Source organism: Streptomyces sp. CA-146814, assembly GCF_050942385.1.
Classification (GTDB): Bacteria; Actinomycetota; Actinomycetes; order Streptomycetales; family Streptomycetaceae; genus Streptomyces.
This window is the reverse complement of the sequence record NZ_CP192068.1, coordinates 3471051-3491139: the sequence shown is the minus strand read 5'-3', so window position 1 is coordinate 3491139 and position 20089 is coordinate 3471051. Positions and strand designations below refer to the sequence as shown.

General features: G+C 72.5%; 18 protein-coding genes. 16 read left to right on the top strand and 2 right to left on the bottom strand.

Annotated elements, in window-relative coordinates; translation table 11 throughout:
• Window positions 1-99 precede the first annotated feature (99 nt).
• The 7 genes from ssd (at window position 100) to ACQP09_RS15320 (ending at window position 5552) form a co-directional block, all read left to right on the top strand.
• Window positions 100-1239 carry a septum site-determining protein Ssd gene (gene ssd, locus ACQP09_RS15350; RefSeq protein ID WP_433399730.1) on the top strand — a complete coding sequence of 380 codons (1140 nt, stop codon included), beginning with the start codon at window positions 100-102 and terminating at the stop codon, window positions 1237-1239.
• Entirely contained in the window at window positions 1236-2384 is a 1149-nt protein-coding gene (locus tag ACQP09_RS15345; RefSeq protein WP_433399727.1) for a TadA family conjugal transfer-associated ATPase, read from the top strand. The genes ssd and ACQP09_RS15345 overlap by 4 nt, the downstream gene beginning before the upstream one ends.
• On the top strand, window positions 2381-3295 hold the full coding sequence (locus tag ACQP09_RS15340; RefSeq protein ID WP_433399724.1) for a type II secretion system F family protein: 915 nt from the start codon (window positions 2381-2383) through the stop codon (window positions 3293-3295). Before ACQP09_RS15345 ends, ACQP09_RS15340 begins: the two co-directional genes overlap by 4 nt.
• Window positions 3292-4182: a type II secretion system F family protein gene (locus ACQP09_RS15335; RefSeq protein WP_433399721.1), complete on the top strand. Its 891-nt coding sequence runs from the start codon at window positions 3292-3294 to the stop codon at window positions 4180-4182. The genes ACQP09_RS15340 and ACQP09_RS15335 overlap by 4 nt, the downstream gene beginning before the upstream one ends.
• 164 nt (window positions 4183-4346) lie before the next feature.
• Window positions 4347-4517 carry a DUF4244 domain-containing protein gene (locus ACQP09_RS15330; protein WP_433406605.1) on the top strand — a complete coding sequence of 57 codons (171 nt, stop codon included), beginning with the start codon at window positions 4347-4349 and terminating at the stop codon, window positions 4515-4517.
• Window positions 4504-4932 (top strand): TadE family type IV pilus minor pilin, encoded by a 429-nt coding sequence (locus ACQP09_RS15325; protein ID WP_433399718.1) that lies wholly within the window; start codon window positions 4504-4506, stop codon window positions 4930-4932. Before ACQP09_RS15330 ends, ACQP09_RS15325 begins: the two co-directional genes overlap by 14 nt.
• Window positions 4929-5552, top strand: a complete 624-nt coding sequence (locus ACQP09_RS15320) for an Rv3654c family TadE-like protein (RefSeq protein WP_433399715.1) — start codon at window positions 4929-4931, stop codon at window positions 5550-5552. Before ACQP09_RS15325 ends, ACQP09_RS15320 begins: the two co-directional genes overlap by 4 nt.
• A 432-nt stretch (window positions 5553-5984) precedes the next feature.
• Here the strand turns inward: ACQP09_RS15320 and ACQP09_RS15315 are convergent, their stop codons facing one another.
• Both ACQP09_RS15315 and ACQP09_RS15310 read right to left on the bottom strand, forming a co-directional pair.
• Entirely contained in the window at window positions 5985-6416 is a 432-nt protein-coding gene (locus ACQP09_RS15315) for a DUF3515 family protein (protein WP_433399712.1), read from the bottom strand.
• A 335-nt stretch (window positions 6417-6751) separates the two neighbouring features.
• Window positions 6752-9250, bottom strand: a complete 2499-nt coding sequence (locus ACQP09_RS15310) for a DEAD/DEAH box helicase (RefSeq protein ID WP_433399709.1) — start codon at window positions 9248-9250, stop codon at window positions 6752-6754.
• A 79-nt stretch (window positions 9251-9329) separates the two neighbouring features.
• On the opposite strand from ACQP09_RS15310, the gene bldG reads away from it, so the two are divergent.
• From bldG to ACQP09_RS15265, 9 genes are all read left to right on the top strand, one after another.
• Window positions 9330-9671 (top strand): anti-sigma factor antagonist BldG, encoded by a 342-nt coding sequence (gene bldG / locus ACQP09_RS15305; protein ID WP_093690221.1) that lies wholly within the window; start codon window positions 9330-9332, stop codon window positions 9669-9671.
• A 235-nt stretch (window positions 9672-9906) separates the two neighbouring features.
• Window positions 9907-10368 (top strand): ATP-binding protein, encoded by a 462-nt coding sequence (locus ACQP09_RS15300; protein WP_433399704.1) that lies wholly within the window; start codon window positions 9907-9909, stop codon window positions 10366-10368.
• A gap of 571 nt (window positions 10369-10939) precedes the next feature.
• Window positions 10940-13393 (top strand): sodium-translocating pyrophosphatase, encoded by a 2454-nt coding sequence (locus ACQP09_RS15295; RefSeq protein WP_404062226.1) that lies wholly within the window; start codon window positions 10940-10942, stop codon window positions 13391-13393.
• 334 nt (window positions 13394-13727) lie between these two features.
• Window positions 13728-14366 carry a small secreted protein gene (locus ACQP09_RS15290; protein WP_433399700.1) on the top strand — a complete coding sequence of 213 codons (639 nt, stop codon included), beginning with the start codon at window positions 13728-13730 and terminating at the stop codon, window positions 14364-14366.
• Between the two features lie 208 nt (window positions 14367-14574).
• Complete coding sequence (locus ACQP09_RS15285; protein ID WP_433399698.1) at window positions 14575-16119, top strand: DUF7059 domain-containing protein; 1545 nt, start codon at window positions 14575-14577, stop codon at window positions 16117-16119.
• Between the two features lie 7 nt (window positions 16120-16126).
• Entirely contained in the window at window positions 16127-17137 is a 1011-nt protein-coding gene (locus ACQP09_RS15280; protein ID WP_433399695.1) for a helix-turn-helix domain-containing protein, read from the top strand.
• 144 nt (window positions 17138-17281) lie between these two features.
• Window positions 17282-18382: an ATP-binding cassette domain-containing protein gene (locus tag ACQP09_RS15275; RefSeq protein WP_433399692.1), complete on the top strand. Its 1101-nt coding sequence runs from the start codon at window positions 17282-17284 to the stop codon at window positions 18380-18382.
• Window positions 18379-19200, top strand: a complete 822-nt coding sequence (locus tag ACQP09_RS15270; RefSeq protein WP_433399689.1) for an ABC transporter permease — start codon at window positions 18379-18381, stop codon at window positions 19198-19200. Before ACQP09_RS15275 ends, ACQP09_RS15270 begins: the two co-directional genes overlap by 4 nt.
• A gap of 17 nt (window positions 19201-19217) precedes the next feature.
• Window positions 19218-20027, top strand: coding sequence for an ABC transporter permease (locus ACQP09_RS15265; protein ID WP_433399686.1), 810 nt, complete (start codon window positions 19218-19220; stop codon window positions 20025-20027).
• Window positions 20028-20089: the final 62 nt, after the last annotated feature.

Genomic DNA, 20089 nt, shown 5'->3' with positions numbered 1-20089 from the left:
CTCCCGCGAAGTCCGCGGGTACCGGAATCGCGCATCTCGGAAACGCTCCGAGACCGTCGCGAACCGCACCGAAGGGGCAGTGAGAAGGGGGCGGAGATCATGGCTGGATCCCTCATGCGAGAAGGGCTGACGGTCGCCGAAGGGCGACGCGGCGGACCGCTGATCGTGACGGAGGACATGGAGCTGCTCGATGACCTGCTGCGGCTCTGCGCCGCGGCCGGGGCGGAGCCGGAGGTCCATCACGGGCCGCCCGGGCGCCGGGGCGGCTGGGAGCGGGCACCGATGGTCCTGGTCGGCGACGACGCGGCCGCACGGTGTCGCGGTGCCGCCCGCAGACGGGGGGTGATGCTGGTCGGGCGGGACCAGGACGACCCGGACGTCTGGCGTCGGGCGGTCGAGATCGGGGCCGAATACGTGCTCCGGCTGCCGGATTCGGAGGGCTGGCTCGTCGACCAGATCGCCAATGCCGCCGAAGGCGTCGGCAGGCCGGCGCTCACCGTCGGGGTGATGGGTGGACGGGGCGGCTCCGGCGCATCGACGCTGGCCTGCGCCCTCGCCGTCAGCGCGGCCAGGTCGGGCCGGCGGACGATGCTGATCGACGCGGACCCCTTGGGCGGAGGCATCGACGTCCTGCTGGGCGGGGAGCGGGCCGAAGGAATGCGGTGGCCGGATTTCGCCCACTCGAAGGGCCGCCTCGGTGGGGGCGCCCTGGAGGACTCACTGCCCGCGCTCCACGGACTGCGGGTGCTGAGCTGGGGCCGTGACGACGAGGTGGCCATCGCGCCGCAGGCCGTGCGGGCGGTCCTGGCCGCCGCGCGCCGGCTCGGCGGTGTGGTGGTCGTCGATCTGCCGCGCCGGGTGGACGAGGGTGTCGCGGAAGCCCTGGCCCAGCTCGACCTGGGCCTGCTCGTGGTGCCGGGCGAGCTGCGGGCGGTCGCGGCGGCCAAGCGCGTGGCCTCCACGGTTCGCATGGTGCTCGACGACGTACGGGTGGTGGCTCGGGGACCATATGCGGCAGGTCTGGACGAGCGCTGGGTCGCCCAGGCCATCGGTCTGCCGCTCGTCGGTGAACTGCCCCTGGAGTCCGGTCTGCCGGCCGCTCAGGACGCCGGAATGCCGCCGGGCGCCGACGCCCGCGGCCCGCTCGCGCGCTTCTGCGCGGAGTTCTGGGAGCAGGCGGCGGCAGCGGCGGGAGAGCCCGGTTCCGCCGGAGCTCCGGCCGGGGGAGGCGCACCATGACCGACGCCTTGCTCGATGCCGTACGCCAACGGCTGGCGCGCAGTGGTGACGCGCCCACACCTGCGGGAGTTGCGGCCGCTCTCCGGGCCCAGGGGCGGCTGCTGGGCGATGCGGAGGTGCTCGGGGCAGCGGCCGAGCTGCGCGGCGAACTCGTCGGGACCGGCGTGCTGGAGCCGCTGCTCGCCGACCCCGAGGTGACCGACGTGCTGGTGTCCGCGCCCGACCGGGTGTGGGTGGACCGGGGCGGCGGACTCCAGCTGACGGCGATCACCTTCCCGGACGCCGCGGCGGTCCGGCGGCTGGCTCAGCGGCTCGCCGCCGTCGCGGGCAGGCGGCTGGACGACGCCCGGCCGTGGGTCGACGCGCGGCTGCCGGACGGGACGCGGATGCATGCCGTGCTGCCTCCGGTCTCCGTCGGCTCGACCTGCCTCTCCCTGCGGGTGGTGCGCCCGAGGGCCTTCTCCCTGGCCGAGTTGGTGGAGGCCGGGACCGTGCCACCGGGAGGTGACCGGATTCTGCGGGCCATGGTGGAGGCCCGGCTCTCCTACCTGATCAGCGGAGGAACCGGGGCGGGCAAGACGACCCTCCTGGCCAGCCTGCTCGGCGCCGTCGGTGCGGACGAACGGATCGTGCTCGCCGAGGACTCCGCCGAACTGCGCCCCGACCACCCGCATGTGGTGCGCCTGGAGTCCCGTCCCGCCAACCAGGAGGGCGCGGGCCGCGTGACCCTGCGCGATCTGGTGCGCCAGGCGCTGCGGATGCGCCCCGACCGGCTGGTGGTGGGAGAGGTCAGAGGGGTCGAAGTGACAGAGCTGCTGGCCGCTTTGAACACCGGACACGAAGGAGGCTGCGGAACGGTCCACGCGAACGCCGCCGAGCACGTGCCCGCCCGTCTGGAGGCGCTCGGCACCGCCGCCGGCCTGGACCGGACCGCGCTGCACAGCCAGTTGGCGGCCGCGCTCTCGGTGGTCGTCCATCTCGTACGGGACCGGGCGGGCCGGCGTCGGATCGCCGACGTGCACGTGCTGGAACGGGACGCGTCCGGCCTGGTGTTCACGGTGCCCGCTCTGAGCTGGGGCGCCGACGGGTTCGTCCCGGAGCGGGGCTGGGCGCGGCTGGAGTCGCTGATCGGGGGCGCGCTGTGACGGCGGGTACCGCAGGCTACGCGGCTCATGCGGCGGTGCTCTGCGCGGGTGCGGCGGTGTGGCTGGTCGCGATGCGGGAGCCCGGGGCCCGACGGGCGCGGGTCCTGTTCGTGGACGGGCCGGCGGACCGGTGGCGGGCGTGGCGATCGTGGCCGCCTCTGCTGCAGGCCCGGGAGCTGATCGTGGAGCGGCGCGAGTGGTGGTGCGTTCCGGTGGCGGTGCTGCTGGCCGTGCTCGGCGCGTCGGTGTTGCCGCTGCTGGCCGGAGCTGTGGCGGTGCCGTTGGTACGGCGGTGGGTGCGCGGTCGTGCCCGGCGACGGCAGCGTGAGCGGGCGGCGGACTCGGTGGCGGCGCTGTGTGCGGCCGTGGTCGGAGAGCTGCGGGCCGGACAGGAGCCGGGCCAGGCGCTGGTGGCCGGGTTGCGGGAGTGGGCGGCGGACGGGGGGCCGCGGGTGAGGGGCGGGCCGGGCGGTGGGGCGTGGCTCGGGGAGGCGGAGGCCGCTGTGCTGGCGGCCGCGCGCTTCGGGGGCGATGTGCCCGGGGCGTTGCGGCAGGCGGCGGGCGGGCCGGGGCTGGAGGGCCTGTCCGGGATGGCCGCGTGCTGGCAGGTGGCGGTGGACGGCGGGGCCGGCCTGGTGGCGGGCCTGGACCGCCTGGAGACGGCGTTGCGGGCCGACCGGCGCAGGCGGGAGGAGTTGCGGGCTCAGTTGGCGGGAGCCTGGTCGACCGTCGTGGTCCTGGCGTTGCTGCCGGTGGCGGGTCTGGGGCTGGGCGCCGCGCTGGGAGCCGATCCGCTGCGGGTGCTGCTCCATACGCCGGGCGGGCTGGTCTGCCTGGTGGTCGGTGGATTGCTGGAAGCGGCCGGGCTCTTCTGGGCCTGCCGGATCGTGCGGGGAGGGGAGGCGCCGTGAGCGTAACGGGAGAAGTTCTCCACAGCCTGGGGATGCTGGCGGCGCTGTCGGGCGCGGCGGTGCAGCTGGCACTCGCCGGGGCCTCGGCCCGCCGGGGACGGGTGGTGCGGGGCCGGGGCGCACTGCTGCTGAAGGTCGCGCCGGCCGTGGGTAGCTGCTGGTGGCGTTGGGCGGCTGCCATACGGGTCGGGGCGGGCGGTGACGTCGGGGCGAGCGGCGGTGTCGGGCCCGGGGGCGGTGTCCGTACAGACAGCGGTGCCGGTGTCGACAGAGCTGGTGGGGTCCTGCGGTGGGCGGCTCCTGCGGGGGCGTGGCTGACAGGGTGGGTGCTGGTCGGTGGGCTGGTGGGGACTGCCGTCGGGGCGGCAGCGGCGTACGGGACGTGGCGCTGGCAGCGTTCCCGGCCCCGATCCGGGCCGGGCGAGTCACGTGAGGAGCGGGCCGCGATCGACGGGCAGCTCCCACTGGCCGCCGATCTGCTGGCGGCGTGCGTCGCCGTCGGTGCCGGGCCCCGCGAGGCGGCGGAGGCGGTCGGCGAGTCCATCGGCGGCCCGGTGGGCGACCGGCTGGCCCGTGCCGCTGCCGAGATCCGCCTCGGCGGAGAGCCTGCCGAGGCGTGGGGGCGGCTCGGGGAGATACCGGGTGCCGGACCGCTGGCCCGCTGTCTGCATCGGGCCGGATCGACCGGGGCCCCGGCGGCGGAGCCGGTCTCCAGGCTGGCCGATGCGATGCGCGCCGAGCAGGCCGGAGCGGCTGTGGCACGCGCCCAGCGGGCCGGCGTCCTGATCACCGCGCCGGTCGGACTGTGTTTCCTCCCCGCCTTCCTGGCGGTCGGGGTGGCCCCGGTGATCATCGGCCTGGCCGGCGGACTGCTGACCACGGGTTAGACCAGGCCGTTTCTTCCACACACATGGGCGTTCCGTGCGGACGCCTGCTCGATATCGATCGATGCCCATCGGGGGACGAGATGAATAAGAAGTTCGAGGAACGAACCGAACGTGCGGGACGAGCGGTTGCCGCGCTTTGCCGCGCCCGGCGGTCGACGTGGGTGATGCGCAGGCTGAGCCGGTCGTCCGACCGAGGGATGACCACGTCCGAGTACGCGGTGGGCACCATCGCCGCGTGCGCCTTCGCCGCGGTGCTCTACAAGGTGGTCAACAGCGGGCCGGTGATGTCGGCGCTGCAGTCCATGATCGAGGGCGCGCTCGATGCGCAGTTCTGAGGCCGGGACCGGGCGCCGGACCAGAGGCTCTGAAGCCGGGAACGGGCGCCGGAGCACGTATCGGCTTCGGGACCGTGGGGCGGTCACGGCGGAGGCGGCCGTGATGATTCCGGTGCTGGTGGCCTTCGTCATGGTGCTGCTCTGGGCGTTGGTGGCTGCCTCGGCTCAGATCCGGTGCGTGGACGCGGCACGGGCGGGGGCCAGGGCCGCGGCCCGTTCGGAGCCGGAGGCGGCGGTCCTGACGGCCGCGCGTGACGCCGCGCCTCGCGGGTCTCGGGTCGCGGTGGGCAGGGCCGGGGAGTTGTGGCGCGTCACGGTGGAGACGCCGGCTCCGGGCCCTGCGGCGCTGGCCCTGATGCTGCGCGCCGAGGCGGTTGCCCTGGCCGAGGACACGGTGGGAGGTGCTGTGCCATGAAGGTGACGGGCCCCGATGGCCACAGGCGTTGGGCGGGCTACGGGGCGGAGGCCTGGGACCGGCTCCGGACGTGGGCCCGGCGCGGGCGGCCGGGCAGGGGGCGGCTCGGGACGTGGGTCCGGCGCGGGCAACCGGGCAGCGGGAGGTCTCGGGGAGCGGACCGAGGGGTGGCGACGGTGTGGGTGGCTGTCACCACGGCGGCCCTGTGCGCGGTGTTCGCCCTCTTGCTGGAGCTGGGGCAGGCGGTGACCGCACGTCATCGGGCGGGCAGCGCGGCGGATTTGGCGGCACTGGCGGCCGCGGACCGGGCGCTGGAGGGACCGGAGGCCGCGTGCGAGGTGGCCCGGAGGGTGGCCTCGGCGCAGGGTGCGGTGCTCGTCCGTTGTGCCGTGCACGGGGAGATCGCCGATGTGGTCGCCCGGTCGAGCCTCGGTCGCTACGCGCCGACGGTCAGGGCCCGGGCCGCCCCTCCGACGGTCCGGTCGCCGGCCGGGCGGCCGGGCGATTCGGCCACGGGCAATCGTCCGGCGCCAGTCGGCCGGCCTGTATGGGGCATGGGGGATTACTCAAGGGCGATAGGGAGAGGACTGGTTGGGCGGAAAACGTTCCTTCGGGAATAGCCCGGAAGTGTCCGTCCGAAAGGGCAATGCGGTGCGTGCGGAGCGGCCTTGGGCGCACTGAATCGGCTGTGCCGATGTCAGAGACGGGCGGTGTGGTGGAATCCGATCTCTGCCGTCACCGGGCCACGGGGGTCTGCTGGAGGGAGGGGGACCAGGGAGGGCCGGAGTGACCCCATGGTCCGAGGTGGTGGAGACGCCTTGGGGGCCTGCTGCCGTATGGCGGCGCGGCTTGCGCCGGTTCCGTACCAGGGGCGGGCGCAGGACCGGCCGGTCGGTGCCGCCTTACGGTCGGTGCTCCCAGGGCGAGTCGGTCGATCTTGCGCCCGAGTAGGCCGAGCCGAACTCGTTCCCGAGCAGGCTGAACCCGTTCCCGAGTGAGCCGAACTCACCCGCCGGGAAGGCTGGACGCACCCCCGGGGCGGCGGGATCTCTCTATGACCGGATGCACGGTGAGGTCTGCGCTATCGGCGTGATGAGGGCCGAGAGTTCGACGAGGATCTCGTCGGGTGCCTTGGAGGAGTTGGTGACGATGACCTCGGTGGCCGCGGTGCGGCCGTAGGTGATGATCACCTTCTTGTTGTCACTGGATCGCGTGGTGTCGATGACCCAGTCGACGCCGTCGGCCGCGAAGCAGGGGTCCGCGGTGGGCCCGATGTCGGTGACACCGCAGCGCAGGACGATGTTGCTGTCACCCCAGAGCGCGACGCCGGCCAGCTCGGTGTCGTGCTTGGGGTGCCCTGCCAGCTTGCCGGGAGCGTTCTCCGCGATGCGTCCGCAGTGGGCGTTGTCGGCCTGGGCGCCCGGCCGGACGTTGTAGTGCGGCTCCTTGGACACGACGAAGATCAGCACAGCGGCGACGGCCACGACTGCCGCCGCCAGAGGGAGGGTTGTGCGTTTACCAGGCATGGTCAGCAGTCGTCTTCCCGCTCCGGGAGAGGTGGTCGTGCGACACGCTATGGCATGGGGTCAGGCGCTCTGAATGCGGGTCACTCCTCTGCCCTTTGAGGCTGCATTCTTATGGGAACCTCCCCAAGAGCTCTGGTGCGGGGTGGAGTTCATCTCTGGGTTCGAGCGCTCAGCCTTTTTGTTTTTCATGGGGGAGGACTTCGATGCGCCGATCTCCAACAGATCGGCGGGTAAAGCCATTGCCGGCCTGACCTGCGCCGCCATGCCACCGGCCCGCGCTGTCGCCCTGGCCGTCAGGTCCCGGACCCGTCCTCCGCAAGGGGTGGCTCCGTCGGCGGTGGGTCCGATGGCGCTCCCTTGAGGAGTTCGGTGAGGAGGCGTACGGCACCGCGTTTGTGCAGGGGCTCGTTGCCGTTGCCGCATTTGGGGGACTGGATGCAGGAGGGGCAGCCCGCCTCGCACTCGCAGGAGGCGATGGCTTCGCGGGTCGCCGTCAGCCACGTACGAGCGGTGTGGAAGGCGCGCTCCGCGAATCCGGCGCCGCCCGGGTGGCCGTCGTAGACGAAGACCGTCGGCAGCAGGGTGTCCGGGTGCAGCGGTATCGAGACGCCGCCGATGTCCCAGCGGTCGCAGGTGGCGAAGAGCGGGAGCAGGCCGATCGACGCGTGTTCGGCCGCGTGGAGGGCGCCGCCGAGGATCTCCGGGTTGATCCGGGCGGCATCGAGCTGGTCCTCGGTGACCGTCCACCAGACGGCGCGGGTGCGCAGGGTGCGGGGAGGCAGGTCGAGCTTGGTCTCGCCGAGGACCTCGCCGGTCATCAGTTTGCGGCGGAGGAAGGAGACGACCTGGTTGGTGACCTCGACGGAGCCGTAGCAGAGCCGCCCCTGCCCCCACGGGATCTCGGTGTCGGTCTCCAGGACGGAGATGGCCGTGGTGTCGCGGGCGACGGTCGAGTACGGCGGGTCGGCCTGCTCGACCAGGGCGACGGAGTCCTCCAGGTCCAGCTTCCGGACCAGGTGCGTGCGGCCCTGGTGGAGGTGGACGGCGCCCTCGTGGACGGCGGTGTGGGCGGCGGCCGCGTCGACCGTGCCCAGCAGGCGCCCGGTGGACTCCTCGACGATCTGGACGGGGCGCCCGCCACCGCCCCGGATGTCGGCGAGGTCGGCGGCCCGTTCGCGGCGGGTCCAGTGCCAGCCCGACGCCCGCCTGCGCAGCAGCTTCGCGGCCTCCAGCTGCGGCAGCAGCTCGGGCACGGCGGGGCCGAAGAGCGCGATGTCGGGCTCGGTGAGCGGCAGTTCGGCGGCGGCCGCGCACAGGTGGGGGGCCAGGACGTAGGGGTTGTCCGGGTCCAGCACGGTCGACTCCACGGGCTGCCGGAACAGCGCCTCCGGGTGGTGCACCAGATAGGTGTCCAGCGGGTCGTCCCGGGCGACGAGCACGGCCAGGGCGCCCTGCCCCGAACGGCCGGCGCGGCCCGCCTGCTGCCAGAGAGAGGCCCGGGTGCCCGGATAGCCGCAGATGACGACGGCATCGAGACCGGAGACGTCGATGCCGAGTTCGAGGGCGGTGGTGGCCGCCAGTCCGAGGAGTTCACCGGAGTGCAGCGCGCGCTCCAGGGCTCGGCGCTCTTCCGGGAGGTAGCCGCCGCGGTAGGCGGCGACCCGCTGCGGCAGTGAACGGTCCACCTCCGCGAGGCGCTCTTTCGCGATGACCGAGATCAGTTCGGCGCCGCGCCGGGAGCGTACGAAGGCGACCGAGCGGACGCCCTGGACGGTCAGGTCGGTGAGCAGGTCGGCGGTCTCGGCCGTCGCGGTACGGCGTACGGGTGCGCCCTTCTCGCCGTGCAGGTCGGTCAGCGGGGGCTCCCAGAGGGCGAAGACCAGCTCGCCGCGCGGTGAGGCGTCGTCGGACACCTCCGCGACCGGCAGACCCGTCAGCCGCCCGGCGGCGACCGAGGGGTCGGCGGCGGTGGCGGAGGCGAGGAGGAAGACCGGGTTCGCCCCGTAGCGGGCGCAGAGGCGGCGCAGCCGGCGCAGGACCTGGGCGACGTGGGAGCCGAAGACGCCCCGGTACGTGTGGCACTCGTCGATCACGACGAAGCGCAGCGCGCGCAGGAAGGAGGACCAGCGCGGGTGGGACGGCAGGATTCCGCGGTGCAGCATGTCGGGGTTGGTCAGGACGTAGTTCGCGTACTGCCGCACCCATTCGCGTTCCTCGACCGGGGTGTCGCCGTCGTAGACCGCAGGCCGGATCGCGTTGCCGAGGGGAGCCGCCAGGCCCTTCACCGAGCGCCGCTGGTCGGCGGCCAGAGCCTTGGTGGGCGCTAGGTACAGGGCGGTCGCCCCGCGGCCGTTGGGGGCCTCGGAGCCCTCCAGCAGGGTGCTGAGGACCGGGGCGAGGTACGCGAGCGACTTGCCCGACGCCGTACCGGTGGCGATCACGACCGATTCGCCGTCCAGCGCGTGCTCCGCGGCGGCCGCCTGGTGGTCCCACGGATGGTCGATTCCGGCTTTTTCGATCGCCGAGATCACTTCTGGCCGGATGCGATCCGGCCAGATGGCATGGGTTCCCGATCTAGGGGGCAGGTGCTCCGTATGAGTGATGCGCGCGGCCCGGCCCGCCCCTGTGGCGAGCCGGTCGAGGATCATGCTGGGAGGGGGGCGCGTGTCCCCACTCTCGGGTGGTCGTCCGGGACGGTGATTCTTGGCCATCGGCACCGAGTGTGTCACTGGCGTGACGGACAATGGTCCCAAGGCGTCGTGCATGGCTGCTGGTAAGTGATTGAATGCCATCGCGGCTGGCGATCCGTCCCCTGGCCTCCGTCGGGGAGACCGAGGGGCGACCGCTCGATAGCAAGGTGCTGGAGGATCCGTGGACCTGTCCCTGTCGACTCGCAATGTTGGCGACCGTACGGTTGTCGAGGTCGGTGGCGAGATTGATGTGTATACCGCGCCCAAGCTGCGCGAGCAGTTGGTCGAGTTGGTGAATGACGGCAGCTACCACCTGGTTGTCGACATGGAAGGTGTCGACTTCCTCGACTCCACCGGCCTCGGCGTGCTCGTGGGCGGCTTGAAGCGTGTCCGGGCCCATGAGGGCTCGTTGCGCCTGGTCTGCAACCAGGAACGTATTCTCAAGATCTTCCGGATCACGGGCCTGACCAAGGTGTTCCCGATTCACACCACGGTCGACGAGGCTGTCGCCGCCACCGACTGAGGTCGGCTTCCCGACCGGCCCGCGGGCCGGTCGTCAGGCAGTGGACGGACCGGCAGCGGCAGCGACCGGGCCGCGACGGGCGGACGGTCGGCCTTCGGGTCGGCTGTCGGTTCCGTCGATCCCGCGGATCTGCGGATCCGTGGATCCTGTCGGCCTCCGGAGGAGGAGAGCAGGGGTGCCGGGCTTCAGGCCCGGAACCTCTGACGCGTACGCCCGAACGTTCCAGGGGGATCGCATGGCCACCGTTGAACTCCGCTTCAGTGCCCAGCCTGAACATGTCAGGACGGCCCGCCTGGTGGCGGCCGCCGTGGCGCGCCGGGCCGGCGTCGACGAGGCGGTGCTCGACGAGGTCAGGCTCGCCGTCGGCGAGGCCTGCAGCCGTGCTGTGGGACTGCACCGCAGCCATGGCATCACCGAGCCGGTCAGCGTGGTGCTGACCGAGGAGGAGAAGGCGTTCTCCATCGAGGTCGGGGACGGCGTACCCGATCCAGGCAGCGAGCCTGCCGCGCCCGGAGCGCGCGGCGGCGCGTCCGGAGGGCCGGACGAGCCCGAGAGCGATGGGAGCGACAGCGGCGAGGACGAGATGGGTCTCGCGGTCATCAGCGGCCTCGTCGACGAGGTGGAGGTCCGGTCCGGTGCGAACGGCGGGACCATCCGCATGAGCTGGCCGACAGCCCTCGCCGGGGTACGCCCCTGAGGCGCGGTCGGCGCGTAGGGCGCGAGGTGCGCGAGTCGCGAGGCAGGCCGGCCGGGCTGCCTCGTACGGCGTAAGTCCGCGCTGTCGGTACGTGTGAGTCCCCACCCCGCCCCCGTACGGCACAGGCTTCAGGGGCCCCGTCCCGTACGGCACAGGCCCCGGGCCCCGCTTCGTCCCGTACACGCCCCGGGCCCCGCTCCATCCCGTACGGCACAGACCCCTGGGCCCCGCTCCGTCCCGTACGACGCGAGGGCACTCTGTCCCGTGCGGCGTGAGTCCAAGGCGTACGTACGCCCGCCGCGTGCCTGTCGGCGCCGCCTTTCCGGGCCCGGGTCCTGTCGTGCTGAGCAGGGCCTTTTCTCTGTGGCCTTGTGCTGCCTTCCCGCGCGGTTTCCCCCGGTAATGCGTCGGCGTAATGCGCCTGTCCCGTTACTGCGTTCGGGGAAAATTCTCCGGTGATCTTTCGGCGTTGGGGGGAGAGCGATCAATTCTCTTCCGGACCACTGTTTTGATCCCGTTCCGCTCCCTACAATCCGTCCACGTCTTGAGCGCTGAGCGTCAAGGAGGACGTATGGCGGAGTTCTTCACCACCCCAATGGCTGCACCGGCCGCATCGGCTGCACCGACGCAGGAATCCGCACTTTCCGACGGGCCCGCTTCCCTCGCGGCGGCGGTCCTCACCGACGACAACCGGCTGATCGTCATCATCGTGGCGGTCGTCGCCGTCGCCGCGCTCGTCGTCGCCAGGCTGCTGGTACGGCAGGTGCTGGCGGCCGGCGAGGGCACCGAGCGTATGAAGGAGATCGCCGCGGCGGTCCAGGAGGGCGCCAACGCCTATCTGGCCCGGCAGCTGCGGACGGTCGGCGTGTTCGCCGTGATCGTGTTCTTCCTGTTGCTGGTGTTGCCGGCCGACAACTGGTCGCAACGCGCAGGGCGTTCGCTCTTCTTCCTGGTCGGTGCGCTTTTCTCGGCGGCGACCGGATACATCGGTATGCGACTCGCCGTACGGAGCAATGTGCGCGTGGCCGCCGCCGCGCGTGAGGCGACTCCGGGAGAAGGCGAACCGGAAAAGGATCTCACCGCCGTTTCGCACCGGGCGACGAAAATCGCCTTCCGTACCGGTGGTGTGGTCGGAATGATCACGGTCGGGCTCGGACTGCTCGGCGCCTCCTGTGTGGTGCTCGTCTACGCGGCCGACGCGCCCAAGGTGCTGGAGGGCTTCGGCCTCGGCGCGGCGCTGATCGCCATGTTCATGAGGGTCGGCGGCGGGATCTTCACCAAGGCCGCCGATGTGGGCGCCGACCTCGTCGGCAAGGTGGAACAAGGCATTCCGGAGGACGACCCGCGCAACGCCGCCACCATCGCCGACAACGTGGGCGACAACGTCGGTGACTGCGCGGGCATGGCCGCCGACCTCTTCGAGTCGTACGCCGTGACGCTCGTCGCCGCCCTCATCCTCGGCATGGCCGCCTTCGGCGACTCCGGCCTGGCCTTCCCGCTGATGGTCCCGGCGATCGGTGTGGTCACCGCGATGATCGGGATCTTCGCCGTCGCTCCCCGCCGCGCCGACCGCAGCGGGATGACCGCGATCAACCGGGGGTTCTTCATCTCCGCGGTCGTCTCGCTCGTCCTGGTGGCCGTGGCCGCCTTCGCCTACCTGCCGTCCTCGTACGCCGAGCTGACCGGGGTCACCGACGAGGCGATCACCGCGCACGGCGGCGACCCGCGCGTCTTCGCCCTGGTCGCCGTGGCCATCGGTATCGTGCTGGCCGCGCTGATCCAGCAGCTCACCGGCTACTTCACCGAGACCGAGCGCCGTCCCGTCCAGGACATCGGGAAGTCCTCGCTGACCGGCCCGGCGACCGTGGTGCTGGCCGGAATCTCCATCGGCCTGGAGTCGGCCGTCTACACCGCGCTGCTGATCGGCCTCGGCGTCTACGGGGCGTTCCTGCTGGGCGGTACGTCGATCATGCTGGCCCTCTTCGCGGTGGCGCTCGCCGGGACCGGGCTGCTCACCACCGTCGGGGTCATCGTGGCCATGGACACCTTCGGGCCGGTCTCCGACAACGCCCAGGGCATCGCCGAGATGTCCGGGGACGTCACCGGGGCCGGCGCCCAGGTGCTCACCGACCTGGACGCCGTCGGCAACACGACCAAGGCCATCACCAAGGGCATCGCCATCGCCACCGCCGTCCTCGCGGCGGCCGCGCTCTTCGGTTCGTACCGCGACGCCATCGCCACGGCGGTCGCCGACGTGGGCGCCGGCGCGGGGGATCTCGGGCTGAGCCTGGACATCTCGCAGCCCAACAACCTCGTCGGCCTGGTCCTCGGCGCGGCGGTCGTCTTCCTCTTCTCCGGGCTCGCCATCAACGCGGTCTCCCGGTCCGCCGGAGCCGTGGTCCACGAGGTGCGGCGGCAGTTCCGCGAGCACCCCGGGATCATGAACTACACGGAGAAGCCGGAGTACGGCCGGGTCGTCGACATCTGCACCAAGGACGCCCTCCGCGAGCTGGCCACACCCGGCCTCCTCGCCGTCCTGGCGCCGATCGCGGTCGGGTTCACCCTCGGCGTCGGCGCGCTCGGCTCGTACCTCGCGGGCGCCATCGCCACCGGCACCCTGATGGCCGTCTTCCTCGCCAACTCCGGCGGCGCCTGGGACAACGCCAAGAAGCTCGTCGAGGACGGGCACTACGGCGGCAAGGGCAGCGACTCGCATGCCGCGACCGTGATCGGCGACACGGTCGGCGATCCGTTCAAGGACACGGCGGGCCCGGCGATCAACCCGCTCCTGAAGGTGATGAACCTGGTCGCGCTGCTCATCGCCCCGGCGGTGGTGCAGTTCAGCTACGGGCCGGACGCCAACCCCTGGATCCGGGCACTGGTGGCGGTCTTCGCCATCGCGGTCATCGTCGGCGCGGTGTACGTCTCCAAGCGGCGCGGCATCGCCGTCGGCGACGACGACAGCGGTGCGCCGGGCGGCGGCGGTCCGTCGCTGCCGTCACCGGACCCCGCAGCGGCTCCTTAGGGAGTGTCCGGCGGCTAGGGGCGTGTCGTCCGGCGGATCAGGGCCGGGGCACACCCTGGAGCCGCGCTCCCAGGTGACCTGCCGTCACTCTGCGGGCGGGCGGTGCGCGTTGGCGTACCGCCCGCCCGTGCCCCTGTACGGGAGCCGGTGATCCGATCCCGTCGTTCCGGTGAGTGACCGTACGGGTGTCGGAATCTCCTGCCGAGTGGCATCTCCCTCACTTCTCTTGGTGCAAATGGCTTCAAAAGGGTGCACATCGGATGCCCGGCACCCGGATGGAGCCCTCTTGGCGTGTAAGTTCCGGGGCCGAGAGCCTTGGAAGGGACCCAAACCGGTGAACAAGAAGCTTGCAGCCGCACTGTCCGGCGGTGCGGTACTCGTACTGACGCTGTCGGGCTGCAGCGATGACAGCGACGACAAGGTGAACGACTGGGCCAAGAACGTCTGCGACCAGTTCCAGCCCCAGCTGCAGAAGATCACCAACGCCAACGCCTCCATCCAGCAGCAGACCTCGGACAACAGCAAGCCCGTCGATGTCCAGAAGGCCGACTCGCTTGCCTTCCAGCAGATCTCCGACGCGTACAAGGCGCTGGGCAAGGCCGTGGAATCGGCCGGTCCGCCGCCGGTCGACGACGGCGAGACCATGCAGAAGGACGCCGTGAAGGAGCTCGACGAGGCCTCCGCGGCCTACGCGGCCTTGAAGACCAAGGTCGACGCCATCGAGACCAAGGACCAGGCGAAGTTCGCCGACGGTCTCAAGGACATCGCCGTCGAGCTGGACAAGATCAGCAAGAACGGTGACCAGGCGCTGAAGAAGCTGGAGTCCGGTGAGGTCGGCTCCGCGATGTCGAAGCAGAAGGGCTGCCAGAAGCTGAAGGCTTCGACCGGGCCGGCCAGCCCCGGCGGCTCCGAGGCGCCGGACGCGGCCGCGGTGACGCCCTCCGCGTCGGCTTCGGAGGAGAAGAAGGCGTAGCCCTTTCCGTACGGCGGCTTCGCGAGAACGGTCTCCGTAGCTCCGCCGGAATGGCCTCGGCGGCTTCGCCGGAATGGCCTCGGTGGCTTCGCGAGAACGGTCTCGGCGGCCTCGGTGGATCGCGGGAACGGCCTCGGCCGGGCGGCCCGGACACTCGGTGAGTGTCCGGGCCGCTGCCGTTGTCAGTGGGACCGGCCACAATGGTCGGGTGAGTGAGACCAGCCTTCCCGCACCCGACCACACCGCCGGCCTCCGCGAGGCGCTGCTCGCCGCGGCCTTCACCGCCGACGGCCTCCTCGACCGGCTCGGCGCGGCAGCCTACGCCGCGCTGGCCCGCAGCGAGACCGTGCCCGCCCTGCGCGCCACCCGGGGCGTGTCGCCGCTCGACACGCTGGTGCGGCTGTTCCTGCTCCAGCGGCCCGTCCCCGAGGAGCAGGCCCGCGCGGCCCTGCCGCTGGAGGAGTGCGTGCGGGACGGCTGGGTGAGTGCCGAGGACGGCCAGGTCCGCGCCACCGTCGACGTGCGGCCGTACGGCGGTCCGGACGGCGAGGACTGGTTCATCGTCTCCGACCTCGGCTGCGCGGTCGGCGGCGCGGGCGGGATCGGCTCGCGCGAGGAGGGCGTCGTCCTCGGCGTCGGCGGGGCCTCCACCACCCTCGCCTCCATCACTGTGCGTACGCCGGTCGCCTCGGCCCTCGACCTCGGTACGGGCTCCGGCATCCAGGCGCTGCACGCCGCCCAGCACGCCACCCGGGTCACCGCCACGGACCTCAACCCCCGCGCCCTGGAGTTCACCCGGCTCACCCTCGCGCTCTCCGGCGCCGCCCCCGCCGACCTCCGCGAGGGCTCCCTCTTCGAGCCGGTCGGTACGGAGACCTTCGACCTGATCGTCTCCAACCCGCCCTTCGTCATCTCGCCCGGCGCCCGCCTCACCTACCGGGACGGCGGCATGGGCGGCGACGACCTCTGCCGCACCCTGGTCCAGCAGGCGGGCAACCATCTGAACGAAGGCGGATACGCCCAGTTCCTCGCCAACTGGCAGCACGTGGACGGCGAGGAGTGGCAGGATCGGCTGCGCTCCTGGGTGCCCGCCGGGTGCGACGCCTGGATCGTGCAGCGCGAGGTCCAGGACGTCACGCAGTACGCCGAGCTGTGGCTGCGCGACAGCGGCGACCACCGCAGCGACCCGGCCGCGTACGCCGAGCGGTACGAGGCGTGGCTCGACGAGTTCGAGGCGCGCGGCACCACCTCCGTCGGCTTCGGCTGGATCACGCTGCGCCGCTCCGCCGCCGCGGCCGCCGGGAACCCGTCGGTCGTCGTCGAGGAGTGGCCGCACGCCGTGCAGCAGCCGCTGGGCCGGGCCGTCGAGGAGCACTTCGCCCGCCAGGACTATCTGCGCGACCAGGACGACGCCGCGCTGCTCGCCGGGCACTTCACGCTCGCCGCCGAGGTCGTGCAGGAGCAGGTGGGCCTGCCCGGTGCGGAGGATCCCGAGCATGTGGTGCTGCGCCAGCACCGCGGGATGATGCGGGCGACCAAGGTGGACGCGGTGGCCGCCGGGTTCGCCGGGGTGTGCGACGGGTCGCTGCCCGCCGGGCGGATCCTGGACGCCATCGCGCAGCTGATGGCGGAGGACCCGGTGCTTCTGCGCGACCGCACCCCGCAGGCGATCCGGCTGCTGGTCGAGGAGGGCTTCTTGGAGCCGGTGCCGGGGGCCGTTGCGGGGACTGTTCCGGGGGAGGGGCTCGGGTGAGCGCGGCGTGATCCGGATCGAGCTGGACGAGGCCTCGCTCGGGGCCACCTGGATCGCCGTCAGCCCGCTGTGGGACGCGTTCTGCAGCATGCATCTGGCGCTGCCGCACCGCACGCCCTCGTGGCCGTACGAGGAGTGGGTCGGCCGGGCCCGCGAGGTCCTGCGGGACGACGAGCGGACCTGGCCGCTGCGGCTGCTGACCCACGGGCCGCACGGCTTTCCGGACTTCCTGCTGCCCCGGCCGGTCGGGGCCTCGTCCGTCGACGCCGAGCTGGACATCGTCCGGGCCACCGAGGCCGACGTCGTACGGGCGGGTGTGCGGGAGCACTACGCGGGGATGGAGGACCACCCGTTCGTCCGGCCGTACATGGACGATCCCGAGGCCGCCTGCGCCGCGCTCGCCGATGCGTACGCGGCGTACTGGGAAGGCGCGCTGGAGCGGCACTGGCCCACCATGCGCCGGCTCGTCGAGGACGAGGTGCTCGTGCGGGCCCGGACCTTCGCGACCGAAGGCGTCGACGCGCTCTTCGCCGGGCTGGAGTCGCGGGCCAGCTGGAAGCCTCCGGTGCTGGAGCTGACCAAGCACATCGAGGCCGACTACCGGGCCGGTGAGCGGCGGCTGCTGCTGATCCCGCTCGTCTTCGCCGAGGGCTGCCGGCTCTACTCCACCGACGACCCCGAGGTCCTCGCCGTCTCCTTCCAGGCCCGAGGCGCGGCCGCCCTCCGCGACCGGCCCGCCGAGCCGGGCGCGGAGACCGGCGACCGCCTCGGGCTGCTGCTCGGGCGGGGCCGCGCCTCGGTCTTGCGCCAGCTCGGCGGCCCGCTCACCACCGCAGGTTTGGCCGACCGGCTCGGCCTCGCCCCGAGCACCGTCTCCGAGCACCTCTCGGTGCTCGCTGACGCCGGTGTGGTGACCCGGCACCGGGTCGGCCGCAGCGTCTATTACCAGCTCACGGACACCGGCCGCTCGCTGCTCGCGCTGCTCGCCGGTGAGGACGTGCTGCGCGCGGTGTCCTGACCCGAAGCGGGTACCGGGGGACGATGTCCTGGCCCGAAGGGGATACCGGGGGACGATGTCCTGACCTGAAGCGGGTGCCGGGGGACGATTCGGGAGCGCCCGAATCGATGGCCCGGCGCGGCCCGCGCTCCTAGCGTCACCGCCATGCCTGTCACCGAAGCCCCGCCCGCCATCGAAGCGTTCGGCCTCCGCCGTACCTACACCACCCGCACCGGATTCCTGCGGCCGCGCACCACCGAGACCGAGGCCGTGCGCGGAATCGACCTCCAGGTGGCGCGCGGCGAACTCTTCGGCCTGCTCGGGCCCAACGGCGCGGGCAAGACCACCACCATCAAGATGCTCAACACCCTCCTCCTGCCCACCTCCGGCACCGCCCGCGTGCTCGGCCACGACGTGGCGCGCGAACCCGTCGCCGTACGACGCCGGATCGGGTACGTCTTCGGCGGCGACCGGGGCCTGTACGACCGGCTCACCGCGCTCGACAACCTCCGCTACTTCGCCGAGCTCCACGGCGTCGAACCGCGCGACCAACGGCGCCGGATCGCCGAACTCCTGGAGCTGGTCGGCCTGCTCGGCCGGGAGAAGGAGCGGGTGGAGGGCTACTCGCGCGGTATGCGGCAGCGCCTCCACATCGCCCGCGGCCTGCTCCACCGGCCCGACGTCCTCTTCCTCGACGAGCCCTCCATCGGCGTCGACCCGGTCGCTGCCCGCGATCTGCGCCGTACGGTGGCCGACCTCCGGGCCGACGGCACCACCGTGCTCCTCACCACCCACTACATGGCCGAGGCCGACGAACTGTGCGACCGGATCGCGGTGATCGCGGGCGGCACGATCCGGGCGCTCGGCACTCCCGGCCACCTCAAGTCCCGGGTCCAGGAACGCGACATCCTGGAGATCGAGGCGTACGGAGCCGGCGCCGATCACCTCGACCGGATCCGCGCACTGCCCGGTGTCCGGGGCGCGGCGGCCGAGGAGCGCGGCTCCCTCCAGACCCTCACCGTGCAGGCGGACCGGGGCACGGACCTGCACGCGCCGGTACTCGCCGCGCTGAGCGGGATCCGGATCGGACGGGTCGTCACGCGTGAACCGACCCTGGAGGACGCGTACATCGCGATCGTGGAGGAGGCGGACGCGGACGTTCCCACCGATGAGCACACGCCCGCCACCGCCGACGATCCCACGTCCACTGCCGCCGACGAGCCCGCCCTCGCCGAAGCATCCGTCCGAGAGGCGGCCTCGGCATGAGAACGGAAACCCGGATAGCCCGGATGCCTTCCGCCGCCCGCGTGGTGCGGCTGACCTTCGTCGGCATGCGGACCCATGTCTCGTACATGAGCCGCTCACCGCTCGAAATCACCTTCGCCGTGCTGGTCCCGCTCGTCCATGCCACCCTCGCCGTCCACCTGTTCCGCGCCGCCGACGACCCGGACCGGCTGCTCACCGCCGCCGTCGGGGCGGGGCTGATGGGGATCTGGTCGTCGGTGCTGTTCGGTTCGGGCGGGGCCGTGCAGAACCAGCGCTGGCTCGGCACGCTGGAGGCCCTGGTCGCCTCGCCTGCTCCGCTCGCCCTGGTGCTGCTGCCGATCACGCTCGCCACGGCCGTCATCGGCACGTACGCGATGGGCGCGACCGTCCTGTGGGGTGCGCTCCTCTTCGACGTACCGCTCGACTTCGCGCATCCGCTGCTCTTCCTGGCCGCCGTCCCCGTCTGCGTGTTGTCGCTGGGGATGATGGGGCTGCTGCTGGCCGCCACGTTCGTCCTGCTGCGCAACGCCAACGCGCTCGCCAACCCGCTGGACGCGCCGGTGTGGCTGCTCTCCGGGATGCTCGTCCCGGTCACCGTGCTGCCGGAGTGGACGCTTCCGGTCTCCTGGGCGCTGCCGACCACCTGGGGCTCGCGGGCCGTGCACGCGGCGACCTCCGGCGTGACGGACCGGGCCGAGGTACTGGTGCCGATGGCCGCAGCCCTTGCCCTCGGCGCGCTGTACGCGCTGCTCGCCGTGCTCGTCCTCGGGCGGGTCGAACGCCGTGCCCGCGCCGCCGCCACCCTCTCGCTCGCCTGATGACCAGGAGCCGCCGCATGCCCGCCACACCCACAGCCCCGGCCGCCCTCAGCACCCTGCGCCTGGTCGTCGTCGGCGGAGCCATCTCGTACCGCGCGCTGTTCAACTGGACGACGCCGCCCATGTTCATCGGCACGCTGCTGGTCGGTCCGCTGCTCCAGCTCCTCTTCTTCGTCTTCCTCGGGCGGGAGCTCCAGGTGGCCGACGATCACTTCTACCTGCTGGGCAACGCGGTGCTCGCCTCCTCCACCGCCTGCGTCTACGGCGGCACGATGGCGATCTCCAACGAACGCCGCTACGGCACCCTCGGAGCTGTCCTCCTCAGCCCCCGCCACCGGACTCCGCTCTGGATCGGCCGAGCCCTTCCCTATGTCCTCAACGGCCTCCTGATCAGCGCCTTCACCCTCACCGCTGCCTCCCTCCTGCTCGGTCTGCGGATTCCGCTCGCGGCTCTGCCGGGGCTCGCCGTGGTGCTGGCGACGGCCGCCGCCGGATGCTCGGCGTTCGGGCTGGCGCTCGGCGCGCTCGGGCTCCGCTTCCGTGACGTGTTCCTGATCTCCAACGTGGCCGGATCCGTACTGCTCCTGCTCACCGGCGCCAATGTGCCGCGCGCGGCACTGCCCGACTGGATGCGGGCGGCCGGCGACGCGCTGCCGCTGACCCACGCCATGGAGGCCGCCCGCGCGCTGGCCGCGGGCGGCGGTCTCGACCGTGCGCTGCTCGGCGCGGAGCTGCTCGTCGGCGCCGGGTACGCGCTGCTCGCCGTGGCGCTGCTGGCCGTCTTCGAGCGGGGCAGCCGCCGCCGGGCGACCCTTGACGTCATGTGACGAGATCGGTACTCCCGGTGGGCGCGCGCTGTTCACCCGGGGTTCGTGTCGGCGACGCCCCG